The sequence below is a fragment of the Mycobacterium sp. NGS27 genome (assembly GCF_059813005.1).
Genome location: NZ_JCALDT010000006.1, coordinates 316,034 through 336,828, shown reverse-complemented (window position 1 = coordinate 336,828; position 20,795 = coordinate 316,034). Strand labels below are relative to the sequence as shown.

Here is a 20,795-nt window from a genome sequence, read left to right as displayed (position 1 = left end):
GACTGCGAAACCTCGGTACGCGTTTTTCGCAACGCACGGCCGTGTTACTACCCGGTAACTTTGTGCGGTATGCATTCACACCATAGCTGGTCGCTCAGGCCATATTGCCCGCTCCTCCCTCGTCCGCTGCCGCGGTCGGGGTCGTTGCCGGGCGGCACGTTCTCGCAGCCCGTCCGCCGCCTGAGAACGCGGGGGTCCGCTTCCCCGGTTCGCGAATCCGACACTTCGCGTTAGCCTGCCTATGCAATGAGCGCACCGGTCCCTGACGTCCCGCAGCACGCCCCCGGCGACACCGCCTCGGCGGGTGACGCCGTGATGATGCTGACGGGCGAGCGCACCATCCCGGGGCTGGACATCGAGAACTACTGGTTTCGCCGCCACGAGGTCGTCTACCAGCGGCTTGCCGAGCGTTGCGTGGGCGCCGACGTACTCGAGGCCGGCTGCGGCGAGGGTTACGGCGCCGATCTGATCGCCGGGGTCGCCCGCCGGGTCATCGCGGTGGATTACGACGAGGCCGCGGTGGCCCATGTCCGCAGCCGCTACCCGCGGGTGGACGTCATGCAGGCGAACCTCGCGCGGCTGCCGCTGCCCGATTCGTCGGTGGATGTTGTGGTCAACTTCCAGGTGATCGAACACCTGTGGGACCAAACACAGTTCGTCATCGAGTGCGCCCGAGTGCTGCGGCCGTCGGGCCTTCTGATGATGTCGACGCCCAATCGGATCACCTTCTCCCCGGGTCGCGACACCCCGGTCAACCCGTTCCACACCCGGGAGCTCGACGCCGCGGAACTGACCCAGCTGCTCATCGACGGCGGCTTCAGCGACGTGTCGATCAGCGGCCTGTTCCACGGCCCCAGGCTTCGCGAGATGGATGCCCGGCACGGCGGCTCGATCATCGACGCGCAGATCGCGCGGGCGGTCGCCGATGCGCCGTGGCCGCCGCAGCTGGTGGCCGACGTCGCCGCCGTCACCATCGGGGACTTCGACCTCGTCGAGGCCGATGCGGGTACCCGCACCGGCTACCCCATCGATGACAGCCTCGACCTGATCGCAATCGCGGTAGCCCCGTGAGCGCGCCGCAGAACCGGGTTCCCGGCCTCTTCACCCTGGTTTTGCACACCCACCTGCCCTGGCTGGCCCACCACGGCCGCTGGCCGGTCGGCGAGGAGTGGCTGTATCAATCCTGGGCGGCGGCCTACCTGCCGCTGATGCGCGTGCTGAACACCTTGGCCGGCGAAGCGCGCCGCGGCGTGCTCACGCTGGGCGTCACCCCGGTGGTGAACGCGCAGCTCGACGACCCCTACTGCCTGGACGGCATGCATCACTGGCTGGCCAACTGGCGGCTGCGCGGCCTGGAGGCCACCAGCGTGCGGTCCGCTCCCCGCTCGAAGTCGGTCGGCTACCAGTCATGCACACCGGAAGCGTTGCGCGCCTTAGGGATTCGCGAATCCGCCGAGGCGCAGCGGGCGCTGGACGACTTCGCCACGCTGTGGCGGCACGGCGGCAGCCCGCTGCTGCGCAACCTGCTCGACGCGGGCGCGGTGGAGCTGCTCGGCGGCCCGCTGGCCCATCCGTTCCAGCCGCTGCTGGCGCCGCGGCTGCGTGAGTTCGCGCTGCGCGAGGGTTTGGCCGATGCGCATGCTCGTCTGAGGCACCGCCCGGGCGGGATCTGGGCGCCCGAATGCGCCTACGCGCCCGGCATGGAGCACGACTATTCCGCCGCGGGCGTCACCCATTTCATGGTCGACGGTCCGTCGCTGCACGGCGACACGGCGCTGGGCCGGCCCGTCGGCGACACCGAGGTGGTCGCGTTCGGGCGTGACCTGCAGGTCAGCTACCGGGTGTGGTCACCGAAATCCGGCTACCCCGGGCACTCCGCGTACCGCGATTTCCACACCTACGACCACCTCACCGGACTCAAGCCGGCCAGGGTGACCGGCCGCAACGTGTCCTCGCAGGACAAGGCGCCCTACGACCCCGAGCGCGCCGACCACGCTGTCGACATCCACGTCGCCGACTTCGTCGACGTGGTCCGCAACCGCCTGCTCTCGGAGTCCGACCGCATCGGGCGACCGGCTCATGTGGTCGCCGCCTTCGACACCGAGCTGTTCGGCCACTGGTGGTACGAGGGTCCGACGTGGCTGGAGCGGGTGCTGCGGGCCCTGCCCGAGGCCGGCATCCGGGTGGGCACGCTGACCGACGCCCTCGCCGACGGTTTCGTCGGGACCCCGGTGGACCTGCCGCCCAGCTCGTGGGGCTCGGGCAAGGACTGGCAGGTTTGGGCCGGCGACCAGGTCGCCGATCTGGTCGCGCTGAACAGCGAAGTGGTCGACATGGCGTTGAGCACCGTCGACAAGGCGCTGTCCCAGACGGCGTCGCTGGACGGGCCCATCCCCCGCGACCACGTCGCCGATCAGATCCTGCGCGAAACGTTGCTCACCGTCTCCAGTGACTGGCCTTTCATGGTCAGCAAGGACTCGGCCACGGATTACGCCCGCTACCGCGCGCACCTGCACGCGCACGCTACCCGCGAGATCGCCGACGCACTGGCGTCCGGGCGGCGCGAGACCGCGCAGCGGCTGGCGCAGGGATGGAACCGCGCCGACGGCCTGTTCGGCGCCCTCGACGCCCGCAGGCTGCCCCGATGAGGCGGGCGGCGGCGTGAAAGTCCTGATGGTGTCGTGGGAATACCCGCCGGTGGTGATCGGCGGCCTCGGCCGGCACGTCCACCATTTGTCGACCGCGCTGGCCGCCGCCGGTCACGACGTCGTCGTGCTGTCGCGGCGTCCCACCGGAACCGATCCCCGCAGCCATCCGTCGTCGGACCACATCAGCGAGGGCGTCCGGGTGATCGCCGCGGCCCAGGACCCGCACGAATTCACCTTCGGCACCGACATGATGGCGTGGACGCTCGCAATGGGCCATTCCATGATCCGCGCCGGTCTGCCCCTGACGAAGCCGGGCACCAACCGCGCCTGGCGGCCCGACGTCGTGCACGCCCACGACTGGCTGGTGGCCCATCCGGCGATAGCGCTGGCCCAGTTCTACGATGCACCAATCGTTTCCACGATCCACGCCACCGAAGCCGGCCGGCATTCCGGCTGGGTCAGCGGTGCGATCAGCCGCCAGGTGCACGCGGTCGAATCGTGGCTGGTGCGCGAATCCGACTCGCTGATCACCTGCTCGGCGTCGATGGCCGACGAAATCACCGAGCTGTTCGGCCCCGGCCTGGCCGAGATCACCGTGATCTGCAACGGCATCGAGACGGCACGATGGCCGTTTGCCCGGCGCCGGCCGCGCACCGGGCCGGCCGAGCTGCTCTACCTGGGCCGGCTGGAATACGAGAAGGGTGTGCACGACGTCATCGCCGCGCTGCCCCGCATCAGGCGCAGCCACCCGGGCACCACGTTGACCATCGCGGGTGAGGGCACCCAGCAGGCCTGGCTGATCGAGCAGGCCCGTAAACACCGGGTGCTCAAGGCGATTCGGTTCGTCGGGCATCTCGATCATGCCGAGCTGCTCGCGGTCCTGCATCGCGCCGACGCCGCGGTGCTGCCCAGTCACTACGAGCCGTTCGGGATCGTGGCGCTGGAGGCGGCCGCGGCGGGCACTCCCCTGGTGACGTCGGACATCGGCGGCCTGGGCGAGGCGGTGATCAACGGTCAGACCGGTGTCTCGTGCCCGCCCCGCGACGTGGCCCGGCTGGCAGCCGCGGTGCGCACCGTGCTCGACGACCCGCAGGCCGCGCAGCGGCGCGCCCTCGCCGCCCGCGAACGGCTCACGTCGGATTTCGACTGGCGCACGGTCGCCGACAAGACCGCGCAGGTGTATCTGTCGGCCAAGCGTGGCGTGCGGCAGCCGCACGCCCGGCTACCGATCATCGAACACGCCCTGCCGAACCGATAGCGGCTACCTTCGAGGCATGGGGCTGGACTATTCGAGCGTCGTGGACGCTCCCATCACCGACGTTTTCGATTGGCATGGCAGGCCGGGCGCGTTCGCCCGGCTTTCGCCGCCGTGGCAGCCGATGCGGCTGGTCACCGAGGCCACCTCACTCGAGGATGGGCGGGCCACGCTGGCGTTGCCCGGGGGTCTGCGCTGGGTCGCGGTCCATCAGCCCGACGGCTACGACCCGCCGCGGCGCTTCGTCGACGCCATCGGCGGCGACGGCCTGGCCGCGCTCCCGGCGCGAATTGCGGTGCGCTGGCGGCACACCCACGAATTCGAAGATCTTCCAAACAATCGCACCAGGGTGATCGACAGGGTCGACACAGCAGTGCCCGGTTCGCTGTTGCGGCCCATGTTCGATTACCGGCATCGCCAGCTGGCCGACGACTTGGCCGCCCACCGGCTGGCCGCCGAGAACGGACTGCGACCCCTGACGATCGCCATCACCGGATCGTCGGGGCTGGTCGGTTCGGCGTTGACCGCCTTCCTGCGCACCGGTGGGCATCGGGTGATCAAGCTGGTCCGCCACTCCGCAGGCGGCGACGATGAGCGACGGTGGAGTCCCGACGATCCCGACCAGGACCTGTTCGACGGGATCGACGCGGTGATCCACCTCGCGGGCGCCTCGATCGCCGGCCGATTCACCGACAAGCACCGGAAGGCTATCCGGGACAGCAGGATTGGGCCGACTCGACGGCTCGCCGAACTGCTGGGCCGCCGCGAGTCCCGGCCGGGCACGCTGATCTCGGCGTCGGCGATCGGCTACTACGGATACGACCGGGGCGATGAAACGCTTACCGAGGACAGCGACCGCGGCGACGGGTTCCTGGCCGACGTCGTGACCGACTGGGAGGAGGCGACCACGCCCGCCCAGCAATCGGGGGTGCGGGTCGTCCATGTGCGCACCGGCATCGTGCAGTCGCCCGCCGGGGGGACGTTGAAGCTGATGCGTCCGCTGTTCAGCGCCGGGCTGGGTGGCCGCCTCGGCGACGGTCGACAATGGCTGTCCTGGATCGGGATCGACGATCTGGTGGACGTCTATCACCGTGCCCTGTGGGACGCCACATTGTCCGGGCCGGTGAATGCCGTTGCACCGCAACCGGTTCGCAACAGCGACTACACCGCTACCCTGGCGGCGGTATTGCACCGGCCGGCGGTGCTGCCGGTGCCGTCGCTGGGTCCACGGCTGCTGCTGGGTGGGCAGGGCGCCCGCGAGCTGGCGTGCGCGAGCCAGCGAGTGGCGCCCGCCAAACTCGCCGCAGCCGGGCATCGGTTCCGCCAACCGGACCTGGATCAGGCGCTGCGTCACCTGTTGGGACGCACCGGTTGACGATGCTCGTCACGGCACCCGCCGGACGGTGAGCGGCCCGGCGGTGACGTCGCGCCCTAGCGCCTCGACCAACGACCGGGACCTCAGCACGGGGCTCGGTGTCCCCGACGCGTGCAGGAACCCGTCGATGAGGTCGCCCAGTGCGGCCACCGATTCCCAGTGCGGCGACCAGTCGAGCACGCCGCGCGCCCGGCCGGTCTCCAGCAGCGGCAGCGAAAACGCCATATCGAGCCAGCCGCGGTCGATCGGCTGCAATCGGGCACGCCACGAGGCCTCCACCGCCAACCCGAGCAGGCCCGCGGGCACGTGAATCGGGCGTGCCCGCAACACTTTTGCGATGTCGTCGCGGGACACGGGCGGTTCCGCGGCCAGATTGAACGGACCCGTGGCGCCACGCTCGATCGCCTTCACACAGGCGTCGGCGACGTCGTCGGCATGCACCACCGACACACACAGCGAGCGGTCCAGCGGCAGCACCGGCAGCCAGCGCAGCCATCGCGAGTCCAGGTATGCGGGCAGGGTGTAGCGGCGCAGACCCGGCGCGGCGTCGCGCTGCATGATGAATCCCGGCCGCATCCGGGTGATACCGACGCCGTCGGGATTGCGGCGCTCGTAGTCGTCGAGCATATGCTCCACCGTGGATTTCGCCCGGCTGTAGGCAGACGACCTGATGCCCGCTGTCGACCACGATTCGTCGACCTTTTCCCCGTACCGTCCGGGTGCATAGGTGCCCACCGATGACATGTGCACCAGCTGAGGAACTTTGACGTTGTGCGCAGCGCTCAGCACGGCGGAGCTCCCGTTGATGGCGACCGCGTCCAGGTAGCGCGTATTGCGCGTGGGTTGAAACCCCCACGCCAGATGGATCACACACTGGGCGCCGCGAAAAACGTTGAGCAGCTGGATTTCCACGCCCGGGTCCGCGAGATCGAGCTCATGCCATCGGACGGATCCATACACGCCCTCCGGCGGCGGTCGCCTGCGGGTGACACCGACGATCTCATAGTCAGTGCCGCCTTCGGCGAGTCGGCGCAGCAGCGCGGTGCCGACGTTGCCACTGGCCCCGGTGATGACGATCCGCTTGGACACGGCTACCTCCTTGACAGCGGGCGGCTACTCTTCGGCGTCTCTGCCGTCGCGGCTGTGCTGATAGGCGCGGGCGCGCAGGTCCGCGAGCCAGCGGGGATGCAGGCTCAAGCCGGGTGCGGTGTTGAGGACGGGGTCGAACGACACGTCCCCGTCGGCGTCGGATTCGATGGCGGCGGTCAGCGTGATACGGGCCAAGGCTGTGAAATCGCCTCGGCCGCAGGCTTGATCGAGCGCCACCTCGATGTTGCTGCGCTCGAGCTTGGACCGCACGCTGTCCAGGGACAACCCGGACCCGCCGATCTCGCTCGAGGTCCGGGCCCGAAGCCACCAGTTGTTGCCCCGGTAGTGCAACGGCATCAGTGTGGTCAGCGTTTGACCGTTCCACGATGTGGCAGGCCGTAGCGCCAGCGCTCGCGACAGCACCCCCGACCCGGACGAGACGAGCAGGATGTCCCACGGCTTGTCGGCCGGCTGCGACGCGGGCAGCCGCACGGCAAGGCCGATGAAGTCGGGCAGCGCCCCGGGCGTGCCGCTGGCCTTCGACACGCGCGCAACGATTTCCGAAGACGCGATCGGCAAGCCCTGGGCCGCGGGGGCAACGCGCTCGATGAAGCCCTCCGCGAGTACCCCCATCGGATGGAAGAACCGCTTACCCCGGATCGCGGAGCCCCACTGAAAGGGCAGCGCCACAAGATCGAAAACGTTCACCGGCGGCGGATTCCCATTCTGCGGCGGTGAAAACCGGCCCGCGCAAATCCGCCGTGCCGGCACTGTGGGCGGCGTCGATCAGGGCGAGACGGCAGCGCCTGCGTGCCGGCCGATCATTCGCAGCGCGGGCGGATGCTGTTGCGGGCTGTAGGCGTGGCTGTCGATGTAGACCTGCGCCATGACCGCCTGCCACGACTCGATCTGGGGTACGGACTTCCACATGCCCTCGACCAATCCCACGATCAAAGCGTTGTGTTCATCGGTCAGGGTGTAAACCGGGCCGCCGAAGTCGCGGCTGTCCGAAACCATGCCGGTGATGGCGAAGCGGCCGTCGCCGACCGAGCTGACCGAGCCGCATCGCTGGCCGGTGGCGCGCAGCTGGCATACGGGCATCCCAGGCTGAGCGCGCGTGTCCGGCGCGGATCCCAGATGCCGCCCCGTCGGAAGCACATCGGTCGCTGCCACATCCGGCGCGATCGCAATGACTTCGTATTCCACGGGCGGCAGTGTGTCGGCGGCCGAATCCGCGTCCACTTGGCGCCGGCCCAAGACCACGTTGCCGATCGGCCTGCGGTCACGGTCGGTTACCACCGACTGCCCACCATCGCATTGGCCACTGGTCATGGCGACCCGTAACCGCGGCTCGACCAATCCCACCATGCAGACCGTGCTGCCTTGGCGGATCTCCATTCCGGGGAAAACCGTGCCGCCCGGATCGGCAGCCGCCTGACCCGGAACGCCAACAAGCAGTGTCGTGAATGCGGATGCGGCCGCTAACCGACGTAGGCGGCAGCCGAGCTCTTCCATTGGGACGCATCACCCCTCACGTCCGGGGCCCTTCGCGTTTGCTACTTGACACGCGTATACCCGCGGCCTACGCGGTCAAACCGTTTTCCGGTCGGCCGGTAAGCGAACAAGCGCTGGTTGCCAGAAGGCCGGCAAACGAAGACTTCACGGGTCCACACCCGTCGACCTGCGGTGGAAAGCGCTGGTCCGGTTCGCGCCAGGTTCGCCGCGCGGCCCGAACCAGTTCGGCGAATCGACATCTGGACGCTCACCTGGGCGGTAGGCTGCCGAACAGGTTGAGTTCACAGCTGCGTCTCTAACGGGAGCGGTGTGCAAAACACCGTTCACTCCCTCGTCACCAAGATCGATAGGCGGTCTCATGGCTGCTATTAACTCCGCAAATTCAGCGGACCGACACGACCCCGCACGGTGCCGGTACATGGCTCACTTCGACCGGGCAAACCTTTTCGTCTACGCGCGCAATCTCGGCACGGTCCTGCGCGTCGACGGCGAGGTCGACGCCTCGAACGCAACGGACCTCACCCAGGCGATCCGAAACTTCGCCCGGCTCAAGACCCCCCTGGTGCTCGACCTCAGCCAGCTGCGTTTTGTCAGTGTCGAGGGGTTCCGCTCGTTGCTATTACTCAAAGACGAGCTCCGCAAGGCGCGCGTGTACTGCAGCGTGGTCGGCGGCGCGGCGGTTCGTCCCCTGTTACGGATCGTGCATCACAACGGGCTGCCGATCGCCGGTTCGGTGCCCGAGGCATTTCAGAACCTTGAAGACATGCTGAGGGCGCGACAACGGTTCCTGTCCGAGCTGGCGCGGCCGAGACCGGCGCGGACGCAACCTGCTCGCAGCGCCGCGTCATAATCGTCGGTGGCCCGCTGTAGCGCTTAGGGTTTCGTCGACCCGTCGACCAGTTCGTGCTGAAAGCGACGCAGCGCGTCGATCACCGCGGCGAAGACTCGATGCGCGGCGCTCAGGTCCGTATCGGGTAGCTCGGCGAGCGCGACTCGGGTATGCGCGTTGAGCGGGCTGAAGAACGACCGGGCGGTCGCAAGACCGGATTCATCGTTACGCAACACCACCTTTCGGCGGTCGGCCGGGTCGTCGTCCCGACGGATATGACCGGCCTCGATCAGCCTGTCCACCAGATAGGTGATCGCCGAGCCCGACAGACCCATCCGCTGACTGAGGTCGCTCGAGGTCATCGGCCGCCCACCCATCTCCGCCACCATGATGTAGAGCAAGGCACGGAAATCGTTGGGCCGCAGGCTATGTATCAACGCGAACAACCGACCGATCTGATCGGACTCGGTTGACAGCTCCCGCAGATCGGCCGATATCAGCGACTCCAGCTCGTCTCGGCCGCAGCGCTGCCCATCAGCGTCCATAACGCTGTGAGCATATCGCCGATCGGGTGACATTTCAGTTACTTAAACTTTCACCCACAGCCGCGGGTGTCAGGCACTTGATGGACACGACACGAATCGGTCGCCTCGACTGGCGCCCACCGGTGAAGTTCATTAAATTAATGTTTAAGTTATTGAACAAGGTGGTATGTCGTAGCGGGCGGCGCGGGGGCGCGCCTGTCGGTCCTCGCTGTGGTTTTGCCCGCTTCATCGGCGGGTATGACGCGTGTGCTTGGGCCGCGCAGGCCTCGACCATTCCAGGCCGTCCGGGAGGGAGCGCTTGGGCAGTATGAGAGCTTTGTCGTTTTCACCCGCCGATGCGCCGGCGGCGATCGGTTGGCTCAGCGGTGACGACTTCGAATCGTGGCGGTCGGATTTGCGGCGGATGGTGTGGGACGGTGTCGCCGATTTCATCGCCGCCCGCCGTGCCGGCGACCTCGACGGGGTGCGCATCGAAGCCGCCGGCGACATTCTGGTTCAGTTCGTCTCCGGCGGTAAATGCCTGCGGTCGACGTTCGTTTACCTGGGCTGGCTGTGCGGCGCGCCGCCCCACGACGCGGCCGTGCGAGCGGCGGCCAGTTTCGAGTTGCTGCACGCCTTCGCCCTGCTCCAAGACGACGTCATGGACAGTTCGGACGAACGGCGCGGCCGCCCCTCGGCGCATCGGCAATTCGGCCAATGGCATTGCGAGCGCGGATTGTCCGGATCGTCACGGCGATTCGGTGAATCGGCGGCCATCCTGCTGGGTGACCTCTGCCTCATCTGGGCCGAACAGATGCTGCGCGAGAGCGGCGTCGAGCCCCGGCGCCTGCAACGCGCGTGGCCGCGCTATGACGCCATGCGCACCGAGCTCGCGATCGGGCAGTTCGCCGACTTGACGAACGACGCGCGGCACGTTCCTGGGCTGGAGGCCGTGCTCGATGTGGCACGGCGTAAGTCCGGCAATTACACCGTGCGCCGGCCGCTGGAGATCGGCGCGACGATGGGCGAGTGCGACGACCGGACGTTGTCCCAACTGGGCCGCTACGGCGCCGTCGTCGGCGAGGCGTTCCAGCTTCGCGACGACGTGCTCGGGGTTTTCGGCTCGCCGGCGGTAACGGGGAAGCCGAGTGCCGGCGATCTGCTCGAGCGCAAGGCGACGAGCGTGGTGGTGGCCGCCCACCAACTGGCCGATGCGTCGACCCGGCGTGAACTCGTCGAGCTGGCGAATCGTGAAACCCTCGACGACAATGCGATCGACCGGTGGAAAACGCTGATCGTCGAGACGGGCGCGGTGCAGCTGATCGAGCAGATGATCGGCGACCGTGTCGCTTCCGCGCGCGACCACGTCAGCGACCTGCCGATCGACGAACCCGTTCGCACCGCGCTGGACGAAATGGCGGCCGTCTGTACGGATCGCGTTGAATGAGTAGCGCCGACGGGGGAGCCTGTTGATCATGCGGACCATCGAAGGGCGCGGAGACCACGTGGTGGTGATCGGCGCCGGGCTGGCGGGGCTTTCCGCGGCACTGCACCTGGCCGGCCGCGGGCGCGCGGTCACGGTGGTCGAGCGCGAGCCGTGGCCGGGCGGCCGGGCCGGCCGCCTCGACGTCGACGGCTACCGGATCGACACCGGACCCACGGTGCTCACCATGCCGGACATCATCGACGAGACGTTCGCGGCCGTGGGCGAACGGCTCTGTGACCGCATGGAGTTGTTGACCGTCGACCCGGCGTACCGCGCCGTATTCGCCGACGGCAGCCCACTCGACGTGCATAGTGATGCCGACCGGATGGCCGATGCCGTCGCGGAGTTCGCTGGCTTCGGGCAGGCAGCGGGCTACCTACGGCTTCGACGGTGGCTGACGCGCTTGTACCGCACCGAATTCGACGGCTTCATCGCCGCGAACTTCGATTCGCCGCTGTCGCTGCTCACCCCGCGGCTGGCGCAGCTGACCGCGATCGGCGGCTTCCGCAAGTGGGACCGGATGGTCAAGCGGTACATCACCGACCCACGGTTGCAGCGGATTTTCACCTTCCAATCGCTGTACGCCGGCGTGGCGCCGCGTGACGCCCTGGCGGTATACGCGGTGATCGCCTACATGGACACCATCTCGGGGGTGGTGTTCCCGCGCGGGGGCGTACGGGCGCTGCCCGACGCACTGGCCGCGGCTGCCGCCGACGCCGGCGTCCAATTCCGTTACGGCGCAACCGTTACCGCACTCGAACGCAGCGGCGGGCGGATCACCGCCGTGGTGACCGAGCAGTCCGGATCCATCGCCTGTGACGCGGTGGTGCTGACCACCGAGCTGCCGCAGACCTACGCGTTGCTGGGCCGCACACCGCGTCGCGCGCTGCGGCTGCGTCCCTCGCCCTCGGCCGTGGTCGCGCACCTGGGCTGTCCCGCCGTCGCATCCGGGACGGCCCACCACACCATCCTGTTCGGCGAGGCGTGGGATCAGACGTTCACCGACATCGTCGACGACGGACGACTCATGCGGGACCCGTCGTTACTGGTCACCCGCCCGACGGCCAGCGACCCGACCTTGGCCCCCGAGGGACGCGACCTGCTCTACGTGCTCGCCCCGGCGCCGAACCTGGATCGGGGCACCATCGATTGGGCCGGCACCGGCGGCGCCTACGTCGAGGACATGATCTCGCACGTGGCTGACCGAATGCTGCCCGGTTTGCCGCACGACGCAACGGTTTTGGGCGTCGTCACACCGGCCGACTGGGCGCGGCAGGGGATGGCGGCCGGCAGCCCGTTCGCGCTTGCCCACACGTTCGGTCAGACGGGACCGTTTCGTCCCGGCAACATGGTGCGCGGCATCGACAACGCGGTGCTGGCCGGGTCCTCTACGGTTCCCGGAGTCGGGGTTCCGACCACGCTGATCTCCGGGCGGCTCGCCGCCGACCGCGTCACCGGCATCCCCACCCGATCGAGCGCGCACTTCGACATGAAAGCCGGTTTGCCGTGATGCGCAGCGAGTTGGCCGCCGCCGGAATCGACGATCCGCGGCTGCGCGACGGATACCGCCGATGCCGCGAACTCAATGCCGCGCACGGCCGCACGTTCTTTCTGGCCACCCGCTTGCTCGCGCCCGACCAGCGGCCGCCGGTGCACGCACTGTACGGCTTCGCGCGATACGCCGACGACATCCTCGACGATCTCGACCCGCAGGTGGGCGCCGACGTCCGCGGCCGGCGGCTGCAGGAGCTGTCGCAGCGATTCTTCTCCGGCGGTGCCCACCTATACGATCCGCTGGTGGCCGCGGTCACCGACACCGTGCGGCGCTATCGGATCAGCGCCGGGCTGTTCGAGGACTTTCTGGCTTCCATGCGGATGGATCTCACCGTTACCGACTATCCCGACCGCACCGCCCTGAACCTGTACATGCGGGGCTCCGCGGAAGCCATTGGGCTGCAAGTGCTTCCGATACTGGGCACGGTGACGCCCGCGGAGGAAGCCGCGCCGTACGCCGCGGCGCTGGGCCGTGCCTTCCAGTTGACCAACTTCCTGCGCGATATCGACGAGGACCTGCAGCGCGGCCGGGTGTACCTGCCGGCCGACGAACTGGCCGCCGAGGGCGTCGACCGCGAGCTGTTGGCCTGGTGCCACGCGCATCGGCGCACCGATGCGCGGGTGCGCCGGGCCCTGATCGCCCAGCATGAGATCGCCCGGCAAACCTACCGATTCGCCACGGCGGGGATCGCCACGCTGGCGGCCCGGTCGCGACCGTGCGTGGCGACCGCGGCCGCCCTGTACTCAGAGATCTTGGACTGCATCGAACGGAGCGACTTCGCGGTGTTCGATCACCGCGCCACCGTCGGCAAGGCGCGACGGCTTCGGGTCGCCGGTGCCGGACTGATACGGTCGTGGCGAGCGCGGAACAGCGCGCGGGGCGTTCGTCAATCGGGGGCCGCATGAGCGATCGGTGGCAGTACCTGGCTGTGCTCGCCGCATGCCTGGTGATCACCGCTCCGCTGGAGATCTTCGGCCCCGGCGTCTACCGCCAGTGGCGCCGGGTCATCAAGGCGGTCGTGCCGGTCGCTGTCGTGTTCCTGATCTGGGATGAGATCGCGGTTGCCGCGCACGTGTGGACGTATGACCGCGCGTACCTGTGCGGCCTGAGCGTCCCGTTCCGGGTGCCCATCGAGGAGGTGCTGTTCTTCCTCGTCATTCCGGTGTGCGCGTTGCTGACCTACAACGCCGTGACCACCATCCTGGCAAAGGTGCACCGCCGATGACGGGCCTCGGCTACACCCTGCCGGCCGCGGTGGCGGTATTGCTGGTCTGCGCAATGGAATTGGCGGTCCTGCGGACCGGGCTGTTCCGGCGGCCGGCGTACTGGCTGTCGATGTTGATCGTGCTGGGATTCCAGATCCCGGTGGACGGCTGGCTGACCAAACTCAGCTCCCCCATCGTCAGCTATGACGACAAACAGCTGAGCGGCGCGCGTTTCCCGTTCGACATCCCGGTCGAAGATTTTCTGTTCGGCTTCGCGTTGGTCACCGCGGTGCTGCTGCTGTGGGAGCGGCAACGTGCGCGTCGGTGATGCGGGCCCCGCCGAGTTGGCGGCCGCGTTCGACGCCGGCGCGCCGGCCTACGACCGCCTGGTGGGTGCCAGCCCCGGCTATCACGCGCAGCTGACGTTATCGGCTCGACGGATGCGGATTCCCGACCGCGGCAAGGGGTTACGGTTGCTCGATGCCGGATGCGGCACGGGCGCCTCGACGGCCGCGCTGCTCGCCGTCGCGCCCGAGGCCGACATCGTCGCCGTCGACGCGTCGCGCGGAATGCTCGATGCGGCCCTGGCGAAGCGCTGGCCCGACTCGGTGCGCTTCGTGCACACGCCCGTCGAACAGCTGGCCGAGCACGGGATCACCGGCCCGTTCGACGGCATCCTGGCCGCCTACCTGATCCGCAACGTCGCCGACCGCGACGCACAGCTGCGCAAGTTCCGCGAATTGTTGCGTCCGGGCGGCACGCTGGCGGTGCACGAATATTCGGTGCGCGACTCGGCCGCGGCGACGCGGATCTGGCACGCCGTGTGCTGGGGCATCATCATCCCCGCCGGGTGGTGGCGCACCCGGGACGCCGGGCTGTATCGCTACTTGTGGCGCAGCGTGCTGGCGTTCGACGGCGCGGCCCGCTTTCGGATTCGCCTTGCCGACGCCGGTTTCACTGCGGTGCACAGCGAGACGATGCCCGGCTGGGAAGCCAACATCGTGCACACTTTCCTGGCGGATGCGCCGCGATGAGCCCCGACCGGCGTCGCCGAACGTTCCCCGCGCCAACGGGATTGGCGGACGCCGGTGCGCTGGAGTCGCGGCCGCGGGTGGCCGTCGTCGGCAGCGGTATCGCCGGGCTGGCGGCCGCCACCGGGCTGGCCGAGCGCGGTGTCGCCGTCGAGGTCATCGAAAGCGAGCCCTACCTCGGCGGCCGGGTGGGGGGATGGACCGAGCGGGAGGGCGGCGCCGAGCTCGCGATGAACCGTGGCTTCCACGCGTTCTTCCGGCAGTATTACAACCTACGCGCCCTGCTGGGCCGAATCGACCCGCAGCTTCGGATGCTCACTCCCGTAACGGATTACCCGCTGATCGACGGGGCAGGCCGGCGCGACAGCTTCCGCGGGCTGCCGCGCACCCCACCGTGGAACGCCGTGATGTTCGCGGCGCGCAGCCCCACGTTCCGGCTGCGTGACTTCACCCGCATCGACGCCCGCGCCGCCGCACCACTGGCTGCGGTCTCGGTGCCCGGCACCTACCAGCGCCTGGACCACACCGACGCCGCGACGTTTCTCGAAGACATCCGCTTCCCCGAGGCCGCACGGCATCTGGCGTTCGAGGTGTTCTCCCGCAGCTTCTTCGCCGACCCCTCCCAGCTCTCCGCGGCCGAGCTGGCGACCATGTTTCACATCTACTTCCTGGGGTCGTCCGAAGGCCTGATCTTCGACGTGCCGTGCGCGAACTACGACAGCGCCCTGTGGCAGCCGTTGCGTGACTACCTCGAAGGGCGGGGCGTGCGGTTCCGGCTCGCCACCAAAGTGCTGAGCATCGACACGGAATCGACGACGCCATTCCGGGTGCGCACCGATGCCGGTGACCACTCCGGCGTCGACGCCGTCGTGTTGGCCGCCGACATCGAGGGTTTGAAACGGATCGTTGCGGCATCGAGCGACCTGGGCACCGACGAGTGGCGCGCGCAGATATCGGGGCTGCGCACCGCGCCGCCGTTCGCCGTGCACCGGTTGTGGCTCGACCGCCCGGTGGCGGCGCACCGGCCGGCGTTTCTGGGCACCGCCGGCCACGAGCCGCTCGACAACATCAGCGTGCTGGAGCGCTACGAATGCGAAGCCCGCGCATGGGCAGCCGCGAATCACGGTTCCGTCGTCGAACTGCATTCTTACGCTTTGGATTCCGTGCCGTCTCGCCCCGCCGCACTGCGACAGCTGCACAGGATCTATCCGGAAACCGCTGCGGCACAGATCGTCCACGAGAAGCTGCTGCATCGCAGCGACTGCCCGCTGTTTCCGCCCGGCTCCTATCCCCACCGGCCGCCGGTCAGCACGCCCACGCCGGGCCTGTTGCTGGCCGGCGACGCCATCCGCATCGACTTGCCGGTGGCACTCATGGAGCGGGCCGCCACCACCGGTTGGTGCGCCGCGAACCAACTCCTGCAACGATGGGGGTTAGCCGGACACCCGTTGGCCACGGTACCCACCCAAGGCCGGTCACCACTGCTGCGATGGCTTGCCGCCCGCGAAAGAGCCACCCGATCATGAGGATTCGCGAACAGCTTCGACAACGCCTGTCGGCCGCCCGGGCCAAAGACTGGCCGCTGCAGGTGATCCCGCACGCGTCATGGGCCGATCAGCGCCCGACGTATCGCGACGCACAGCCCGCCATCATCGAGGGCGCGCTGCGGCGCTCGCAGCGCAAACCCACCGGCAACTGGTACGCGTTCGCGGCCAGCGACCGGGTGCCCGGCGGGCGGCCCGTCGGCACGCGCGTCGCGGGTGTCGACCTCGTCGCCTGGCGCGACGAGCGAGGCCGGCTGTGCGTGGGGCCGCGCAGTTGTCCGCACCTGGGGGCCGACCTGGCCACCGGCACTGTGCACCGGGGCGCGCTGATCTGCCGCTGGCACGGCCTGACTCTGGACGGGCGCGCTCGCGAATTCGGCTGGAGCCCGTTGCCCAGCCACGACGACGGCGTCCTGGCATGGGTGCGGCTCGACGCGGTGGGCAAGGAGCAGCCGCTGGATCGGCCGGTGATTCCGCAGCGGCCGAGCGGCGACACGCTGAGCGCAGTCGCCCGCATGGTGGGTGTGTGCGAGCCGAGCGACATCATCGCCAACCGCCTCGATCCGTGGCACGGCGCGTGGTTTCACCCCTACTCGTTCACCCGGCTCGATGTGCTTACCACGCCCACCGAGCAGGCCGACCGGTTCCTGGTTGCGGTGACCTTCCGGATGGGACGCCTGGGGGTGCCCGTCGTCGCGGAGTTCAGCTGCCCGGAGGCGCGCACCATCGTCATGCGCATCGTCGACGGCGAGGGCACCGGCAGCGTCGTCGAAACCCACGCGACGCCAATGGGTTCGGGTCCCGATGGCCGACCGCGCACCGCCGTCCTGGAAGCCACCGTCGCGCATTCGGACCGGCCCGGTTTCACCCGGGCCTCGCGGGTGGCGCCGTTGATCACGCCCCTCATGCGCTATGCCGCCACCAAGCTCTGGCGCGATGATCTCGCCTATGCCGAACGCCGCTACCAGGTCCGCGCGGGCGTCCGGTAGCCCTGCGCGTGCAAGAATTCCCAGCGTGCGCAAGCTCTACGTCGCCGTGGTCGCGGTGACCGTCGGCGTTCATTTGGCCTACCTGCTGTACGTGCCGTGCGGTGGTTTCCTCGCGTTGCGCCGGCCCAGGTCCATCGCGCTGCACGTGCCGGCGGTGGCCTGGGGCGTCGCGGTGGTGGTGTTCGTGCTGCGCTGCCCACTGACGTCCGTGGAATCGTGGGCCCGCCGTCGCGCGGATATGGATCCGCTACCCACGTCCGGATTCGTCGACCGTTATGTGACGGGACGTTTCGTGCCGCCCGGGCGCGTGGGCGCTGCGCAGGCGCTCGCGTTCACCGCCGCCGCCATCTCATGGGGTGTATTCGGCCGCCGGGTAACCGGCCGCGGGTGCCGCGGCATGCCGACCGCCGGTTGACCGCCGCCGCACCGCCCACAGCACACCACCCACCAGCAGGACCGCCAGCACGATCAGGGCGGGCCACATCGCCAGCTGCGCGAGCCACAAACGTCGTTGCAGGCGCAACATCTTCCGCTCCGCACGCCCCAGGCGCCGGGAAGTCTCGAGCACAGTCATCGCCAGACCTGATACCCACCGCGCACCCATTCAAACCGCCACGCGGCTCTCCACCCTTCTGAAAACTTAACTATTCATTTACTGAATCGCCGTATCGAGGATTCGGGCCCGCCTGCGCAGGGAATGCCATAGCTCTACGCGGGGAGGAACGTGATGAGCGACGGGGCCGGCACCGAGATCGACGGCGTTGCGCAGGCGGTAGGACGAGTGACCGAGGCGCTGGAAACCGTCGAGCGCGCCCGCGGACATCTGTATTCCTTCCATCAGCTGACCGGTCGCGCCGACCTGCAACTCGACGAGGCCGTGGCGCGGCTGAACGAAATCGGCCAGGGCGACCTGGCCGAGCACATCAGCCGCGAGCTGATCGGGCGCAACGTCCTGCCGGGCCGGTGGAGCTTCCAGGTAGTCGAGGAGTATGACGACGGTTACTACCGCTGTTTCGAAGAGACCGAGCGGCTGGTCCGAACCCGACTCGCCAACGGTCGCCGCCACGTTCACGAGATGGCCTTGAAGGAGCGACGGCGCACCGTCGGCAATCCGGCGCACACCGCGTCCCCCAGTGATGAATCGGCGAAAGGTGAATCCCTATGAGCAGCAATGAATTCAACAAGGGCGACAAGGTGGAGTGGCAAAGTCACGGCACCACGGTCCGCGGCACTGTCGAGGCCAAAATCACCTCCGACACCGAAGCCGCCGGTCGCACGGTGCGGGCTTCCAAAGACGAGCCGCAGTACAAGGTGCGCAGCGACAAGACGGGTGCCGACGCGGTCCACAAGCCGGACGCACTACGCCGCGCAAAGTGATGCGCGTCAACAGGATCAGGACTCAGCATGACCGACGACAAAGGAACCACCTGGGAACGCTTCCAGGACACCGTCAACATGACCGCACGCGAGCTGGAGAAGTGGCTCTGCACCGAGGAATCGAAGAGCGTTGGGCAAAAGCAGGGCGGTGACGAGTCCACCGGCCACGCCAGTGGCCGGCACATCGTTCAGATCCTCAAGGCGAAACGTGCCGACCTCACCGACGCCGACTATGCCCACATGCGAAAGGTGGTCGGCTACGCCAAACGCCACCTGGCGCAGCGTCCGCACGGAGAGATCGACGAGAGCCCGTGGCGATACTCGTTGATGAACTGGGGCCACGACCCGGCGAAGTCCTGATAGCCCCTGCTGGTTGGGGGTGCCGTAGGCTGAGGGCCATCGATTGCACCGCGCACGCTGCGGGCGTGTTTGCACTCAGCGTGTACCCGAAATGGGCTACAAAGGACAAACGCCCGAGCGTTTCGGCGGCCGCGATCAACGGCCGCCGATACGCTGGCCGGCGTATCTTTCAAGAAGGATGCGGGTAAGTGACCAAGCGCGCCGCTGACCGGCGATTAGACCGGGCCGAACTCGAGAAATTGATGTCGGCCGACATGCGCGCGATCACCGCGCAGTCCGACCGCATCGGCCGGCACTTCGCCCGCCAAAACGATGTCAGCGGCACTGACTTCCACGCCTTGCTGCACATCATGGTTGCCGAAACCGCCGGCGAACCGTTGACCGCCGCGCAGCTGCGGCGGCGCATGGACGTGTCACCGGCCGCCATCACCTATCTCGTCGATCGCATGATCGACGCCGGCCACGTCCGGCGCGAACCCGACCCTCAGGACCGGCGCAAGACCCTGCTGCGCTACGAGAAGCCCGGGATGGCCCTGGCCCGGTCGTTCTTCACTCCCCTTGGCGCCGAACTACATACTGCGTTGGCCCATCTTCCCGATCGCGACCTGGCCGCGGCACATCGGGTGTTCGCCTCGATGATCGAGGCGATGGCCGGCTTCGAATCTCGGCTTGCCGCAGCAAGTTCCAAAGTGCCGGCCGCCGAGGCGAAGCGCCCGACGGCGAAAGGCCGTCGCGGTCCGGCGAAACGCGGCGACTAGTGAACCGGCCCCTCGACAACGCGGCCCAGTAGCCGCTGCTCGACCAGGTCGGCACCGCGGCCAACGCCTCCGGTTGCGGCGAATCCGGCGGCCACCCGGCGCGCGCCGTCGACCATCGTCATCGCCTCGCACACCTTCGCCCGCAGCCGCGCCGCGGTGATCCTCTTAGCGACCAGGCGGGTACCGCACCGGGCGACCTCCACTCGCCGCGCCACCTCGGCCTGGTCGCGGGCGAAGGGCACGACGCAGACCGGCACGCCGCGATCGAGGGCCTTGAGCGTCGTGCCCATCCCCCCGTGTGTGATCGCGCAACTGGCCTTGTCGAGTATGGCCGCGTGCGGCACGAATTCGCACACGGTGGCATTCGCCGGCCGGGGCAGATCGGTGGGTACACCGGCGGGGAACGTCGCCACCACATGAACGTCCTCGTCGGCCAGCGCGCGCAAGGCGGTTCGTCCGAGAATCTCGTCGGCCTGCCGCAGCGAGGAGGTGTTCACCAACACCATCGGACGATCGATGGCGTCGATCCACTCCGGTGTTGCCGTAGGCGCCGGCTCGAACACGCAGGCGCCGATGTGGTGCACCAGGCCGGCCCACCCGGGATGCGGGTATTCGAACGGCTCGCCGCCGACGGCCAATACCAGTGGGGCGCGCCGGATGAAGCCGTCCACCGATGTCACCGGCGGCACACCCAGCCCAGCACGAATGGCGTTGATACGGGGCAACATTGGCCGGTCGAACACGTGCCGGACGATCGGTCGCAGCCCGGCGTCGCGGATGCCACCGGCAAGGCCGGGTAGCGGGCGCATTCCGGGACCGAACGGTGGCACTCCACGGGAGCGCAGGTAGGGGGTGAACGGCGAGAAGAGCAGCCACGGAATGCTCCCGGCGTCCGCGACCGACAAAGCCCCCCAGCAGTTCGCATCCACGATGAGCACATCCGGCCGGATCGCGTCCAACGCGCGCCGAAAGTCGTCGACCTCCAGCACCGCTCGCCGGCACAGCACGTCGATCGACAACTTGAGCACTCCCAGAGCGTTTCGCGCCTCCCAGTCGTTGCCGACAATCACTTCGATGGCCGGGTCGACCGGCTCGGCGTGCACGCCTGCCGACCGCATCGTCGAGACGCCGGCCGACATGGTGCGCAGATGAACGTCGTGGCCGCGCCGCGCCAGCTCGGCCAGCAGCGCCCCGGTCGGCAACAGATGCCCCAAGGCAGGCGACCCGTACGCCAGGATGACGGCCACGTCGCGGG

General features: G+C 68.6%; 23 protein-coding genes. 18 read left to right on the top strand and 5 right to left on the bottom strand.

All coding sequences use genetic code 11. The features are described from left to right. Positions 1 to 246: 246 nt before the first annotated feature. From AC5Y30_RS18660 to AC5Y30_RS18645, 4 genes are read left to right on the top strand one after another with little or no spacing between them, the layout of a single operon-like run. Positions 247 to 1,071, top strand: coding sequence for a class I SAM-dependent methyltransferase (locus tag AC5Y30_RS18660; protein ID WP_499920137.1), 825 nt, complete (start codon positions 247 to 249; stop codon positions 1,069 to 1,071). Continuing rightward, the gene (locus tag AC5Y30_RS18655; protein ID WP_499920136.1) at positions 1,068 to 2,648 is read left to right on the top strand and encodes a 1,4-alpha-glucan branching protein domain-containing protein; all 1,581 of its coding nucleotides are present in this window, start codon (positions 1,068 to 1,070) and stop codon (positions 2,646 to 2,648) included. Before AC5Y30_RS18660 ends, AC5Y30_RS18655 begins: the two co-directional genes overlap by 4 nt. Positions 2,649 to 2,661: 13 nt before the next feature. Further along, positions 2,662 to 3,906, top strand: coding sequence for a glycosyltransferase family 4 protein (locus AC5Y30_RS18650; protein WP_499920135.1), 1,245 nt, complete (start codon positions 2,662 to 2,664; stop codon positions 3,904 to 3,906). A gap of 16 nt (positions 3,907 to 3,922) precedes the next feature. Further along, complete coding sequence (locus AC5Y30_RS18645; RefSeq protein ID WP_499920134.1) at positions 3,923 to 5,278, top strand: TIGR01777 family oxidoreductase; 1,356 nt, start codon at positions 3,923 to 3,925, stop codon at positions 5,276 to 5,278. A 9-nt stretch (positions 5,279 to 5,287) separates the two neighbouring features. On the opposite strand, the gene AC5Y30_RS18640 is transcribed toward AC5Y30_RS18645, so the two are convergent. From AC5Y30_RS18640 to AC5Y30_RS18630, 3 genes are all read right to left on the bottom strand, one after another. Further along, positions 5,288 to 6,367: an NAD-dependent epimerase/dehydratase family protein gene (locus tag AC5Y30_RS18640; RefSeq protein WP_499920133.1), complete on the bottom strand. Its 1,080-nt coding sequence runs from the start codon at positions 6,365 to 6,367 to the stop codon at positions 5,288 to 5,290. A 24-nt stretch (positions 6,368 to 6,391) separates the two neighbouring features. After that, a complete protein-coding gene (locus AC5Y30_RS18635; RefSeq protein WP_499920132.1) occupies positions 6,392 to 7,075 on the bottom strand; it encodes a phosphodiesterase in 684 nt (227 codons plus the stop codon). Positions 7,076 to 7,153: 78 nt separating this feature from the next. Continuing rightward, on the bottom strand, positions 7,154 to 7,882 hold the full coding sequence (locus AC5Y30_RS18630) for an Rv1815 family serine proteinase (protein WP_499920131.1): 729 nt from the start codon (positions 7,880 to 7,882) through the stop codon (positions 7,154 to 7,156). A 418-nt stretch (positions 7,883 to 8,300) separates the two neighbouring features. Here AC5Y30_RS18630 and AC5Y30_RS18625 point away from each other — a divergent pair, with 418 nt between their 5' ends. Then, a complete protein-coding gene (locus AC5Y30_RS18625) occupies positions 8,301 to 8,732 on the top strand; it encodes an STAS domain-containing protein (RefSeq protein WP_499920130.1) in 432 nt (143 codons plus the stop codon). Between the two features lie 23 nt (positions 8,733 to 8,755). Here the strand turns inward: AC5Y30_RS18625 and AC5Y30_RS18620 are convergent, their stop codons facing one another. Further along, entirely contained in the window at positions 8,756 to 9,256 is a 501-nt protein-coding gene (locus AC5Y30_RS18620) for a MarR family winged helix-turn-helix transcriptional regulator (protein ID WP_499920129.1), read from the bottom strand. A 307-nt stretch (positions 9,257 to 9,563) separates the two neighbouring features. Here AC5Y30_RS18620 and AC5Y30_RS18615 point away from each other — a divergent pair, with 307 nt between their 5' ends. From AC5Y30_RS18615 to AC5Y30_RS18555, 13 genes are all read left to right on the top strand, one after another. Continuing rightward, a complete protein-coding gene (locus AC5Y30_RS18615; RefSeq protein ID WP_499920128.1) occupies positions 9,564 to 10,682 on the top strand; it encodes a polyprenyl synthetase family protein in 1,119 nt (372 codons plus the stop codon). Positions 10,683 to 10,710: 28 nt separating this feature from the next. Continuing rightward, positions 10,711 to 12,231 carry a phytoene desaturase family protein gene (gene crtI, locus AC5Y30_RS18610; RefSeq protein ID WP_499920127.1) on the top strand — a complete coding sequence of 507 codons (1,521 nt, stop codon included), beginning with the start codon at positions 10,711 to 10,713 and terminating at the stop codon, positions 12,229 to 12,231. Beyond that, positions 12,228 to 13,181 carry a phytoene/squalene synthase family protein gene (locus AC5Y30_RS18605; protein ID WP_499920126.1) on the top strand — a complete coding sequence of 318 codons (954 nt, stop codon included), beginning with the start codon at positions 12,228 to 12,230 and terminating at the stop codon, positions 13,179 to 13,181. The genes crtI and AC5Y30_RS18605 overlap by 4 nt, the downstream gene beginning before the upstream one ends. Then, positions 13,178 to 13,501, top strand: a complete 324-nt coding sequence (locus AC5Y30_RS18600) for a lycopene cyclase domain-containing protein (RefSeq protein ID WP_499920125.1) — start codon at positions 13,178 to 13,180, stop codon at positions 13,499 to 13,501. The genes AC5Y30_RS18605 and AC5Y30_RS18600 overlap by 4 nt, the downstream gene beginning before the upstream one ends. Next, positions 13,498 to 13,809 (top strand): lycopene cyclase domain-containing protein, encoded by a 312-nt coding sequence (locus tag AC5Y30_RS18595; RefSeq protein ID WP_499920124.1) that lies wholly within the window; start codon positions 13,498 to 13,500, stop codon positions 13,807 to 13,809. Before AC5Y30_RS18600 ends, AC5Y30_RS18595 begins: the two co-directional genes overlap by 4 nt. Continuing rightward, positions 13,796 to 14,515 (top strand): class I SAM-dependent methyltransferase, encoded by a 720-nt coding sequence (locus tag AC5Y30_RS18590; RefSeq protein WP_499920123.1) that lies wholly within the window; start codon positions 13,796 to 13,798, stop codon positions 14,513 to 14,515. The genes AC5Y30_RS18595 and AC5Y30_RS18590 overlap by 14 nt, the downstream gene beginning before the upstream one ends. Continuing rightward, complete coding sequence (locus AC5Y30_RS18585; RefSeq protein ID WP_499920122.1) at positions 14,512 to 16,038, top strand: FAD-dependent oxidoreductase; 1,527 nt, start codon at positions 14,512 to 14,514, stop codon at positions 16,036 to 16,038. The genes AC5Y30_RS18590 and AC5Y30_RS18585 overlap by 4 nt, the downstream gene beginning before the upstream one ends. Further along, the gene (locus tag AC5Y30_RS18580) at positions 16,035 to 17,045 is read left to right on the top strand and encodes a Rieske (2Fe-2S) protein (protein WP_499920121.1); all 1,011 of its coding nucleotides are present in this window, start codon (positions 16,035 to 16,037) and stop codon (positions 17,043 to 17,045) included. The genes AC5Y30_RS18585 and AC5Y30_RS18580 overlap by 4 nt, the downstream gene beginning before the upstream one ends. Positions 17,046 to 17,070: 25 nt before the next feature. Further along, positions 17,071 to 17,460 (top strand): DUF2784 family protein, encoded by a 390-nt coding sequence (locus AC5Y30_RS18575; RefSeq protein WP_499920120.1) that lies wholly within the window; start codon positions 17,071 to 17,073, stop codon positions 17,458 to 17,460. A gap of 312 nt (positions 17,461 to 17,772) precedes the next feature. After that, on the top strand, positions 17,773 to 18,210 hold the full coding sequence (locus AC5Y30_RS18570) for a hypothetical protein (RefSeq protein WP_499920119.1): 438 nt from the start codon (positions 17,773 to 17,775) through the stop codon (positions 18,208 to 18,210). Then, positions 18,207 to 18,422: a hypervirulence associated TUDOR domain-containing protein gene (locus tag AC5Y30_RS18565; protein ID WP_499920118.1), complete on the top strand. Its 216-nt coding sequence runs from the start codon at positions 18,207 to 18,209 to the stop codon at positions 18,420 to 18,422. The genes AC5Y30_RS18570 and AC5Y30_RS18565 overlap by 4 nt, the downstream gene beginning before the upstream one ends. 27 nt (positions 18,423 to 18,449) lie before the next feature. Further along, complete coding sequence (locus AC5Y30_RS18560; protein WP_499920117.1) at positions 18,450 to 18,782, top strand: DUF3140 domain-containing protein; 333 nt, start codon at positions 18,450 to 18,452, stop codon at positions 18,780 to 18,782. Positions 18,783 to 18,970: 188 nt separating this feature from the next. Continuing rightward, positions 18,971 to 19,540 (top strand): MarR family winged helix-turn-helix transcriptional regulator, encoded by a 570-nt coding sequence (locus tag AC5Y30_RS18555; RefSeq protein WP_499920116.1) that lies wholly within the window; start codon positions 18,971 to 18,973, stop codon positions 19,538 to 19,540. Here AC5Y30_RS18555 and AC5Y30_RS18550 read toward each other — a convergent pair. Then, positions 19,537 to 20,787, bottom strand: a complete 1,251-nt coding sequence (locus AC5Y30_RS18550) for a glycosyltransferase (RefSeq protein ID WP_499920115.1) — start codon at positions 20,785 to 20,787, stop codon at positions 19,537 to 19,539. The genes AC5Y30_RS18555 and AC5Y30_RS18550 overlap by 4 nt on opposite strands. Positions 20,788 to 20,795 lie beyond the last annotated feature (8 nt).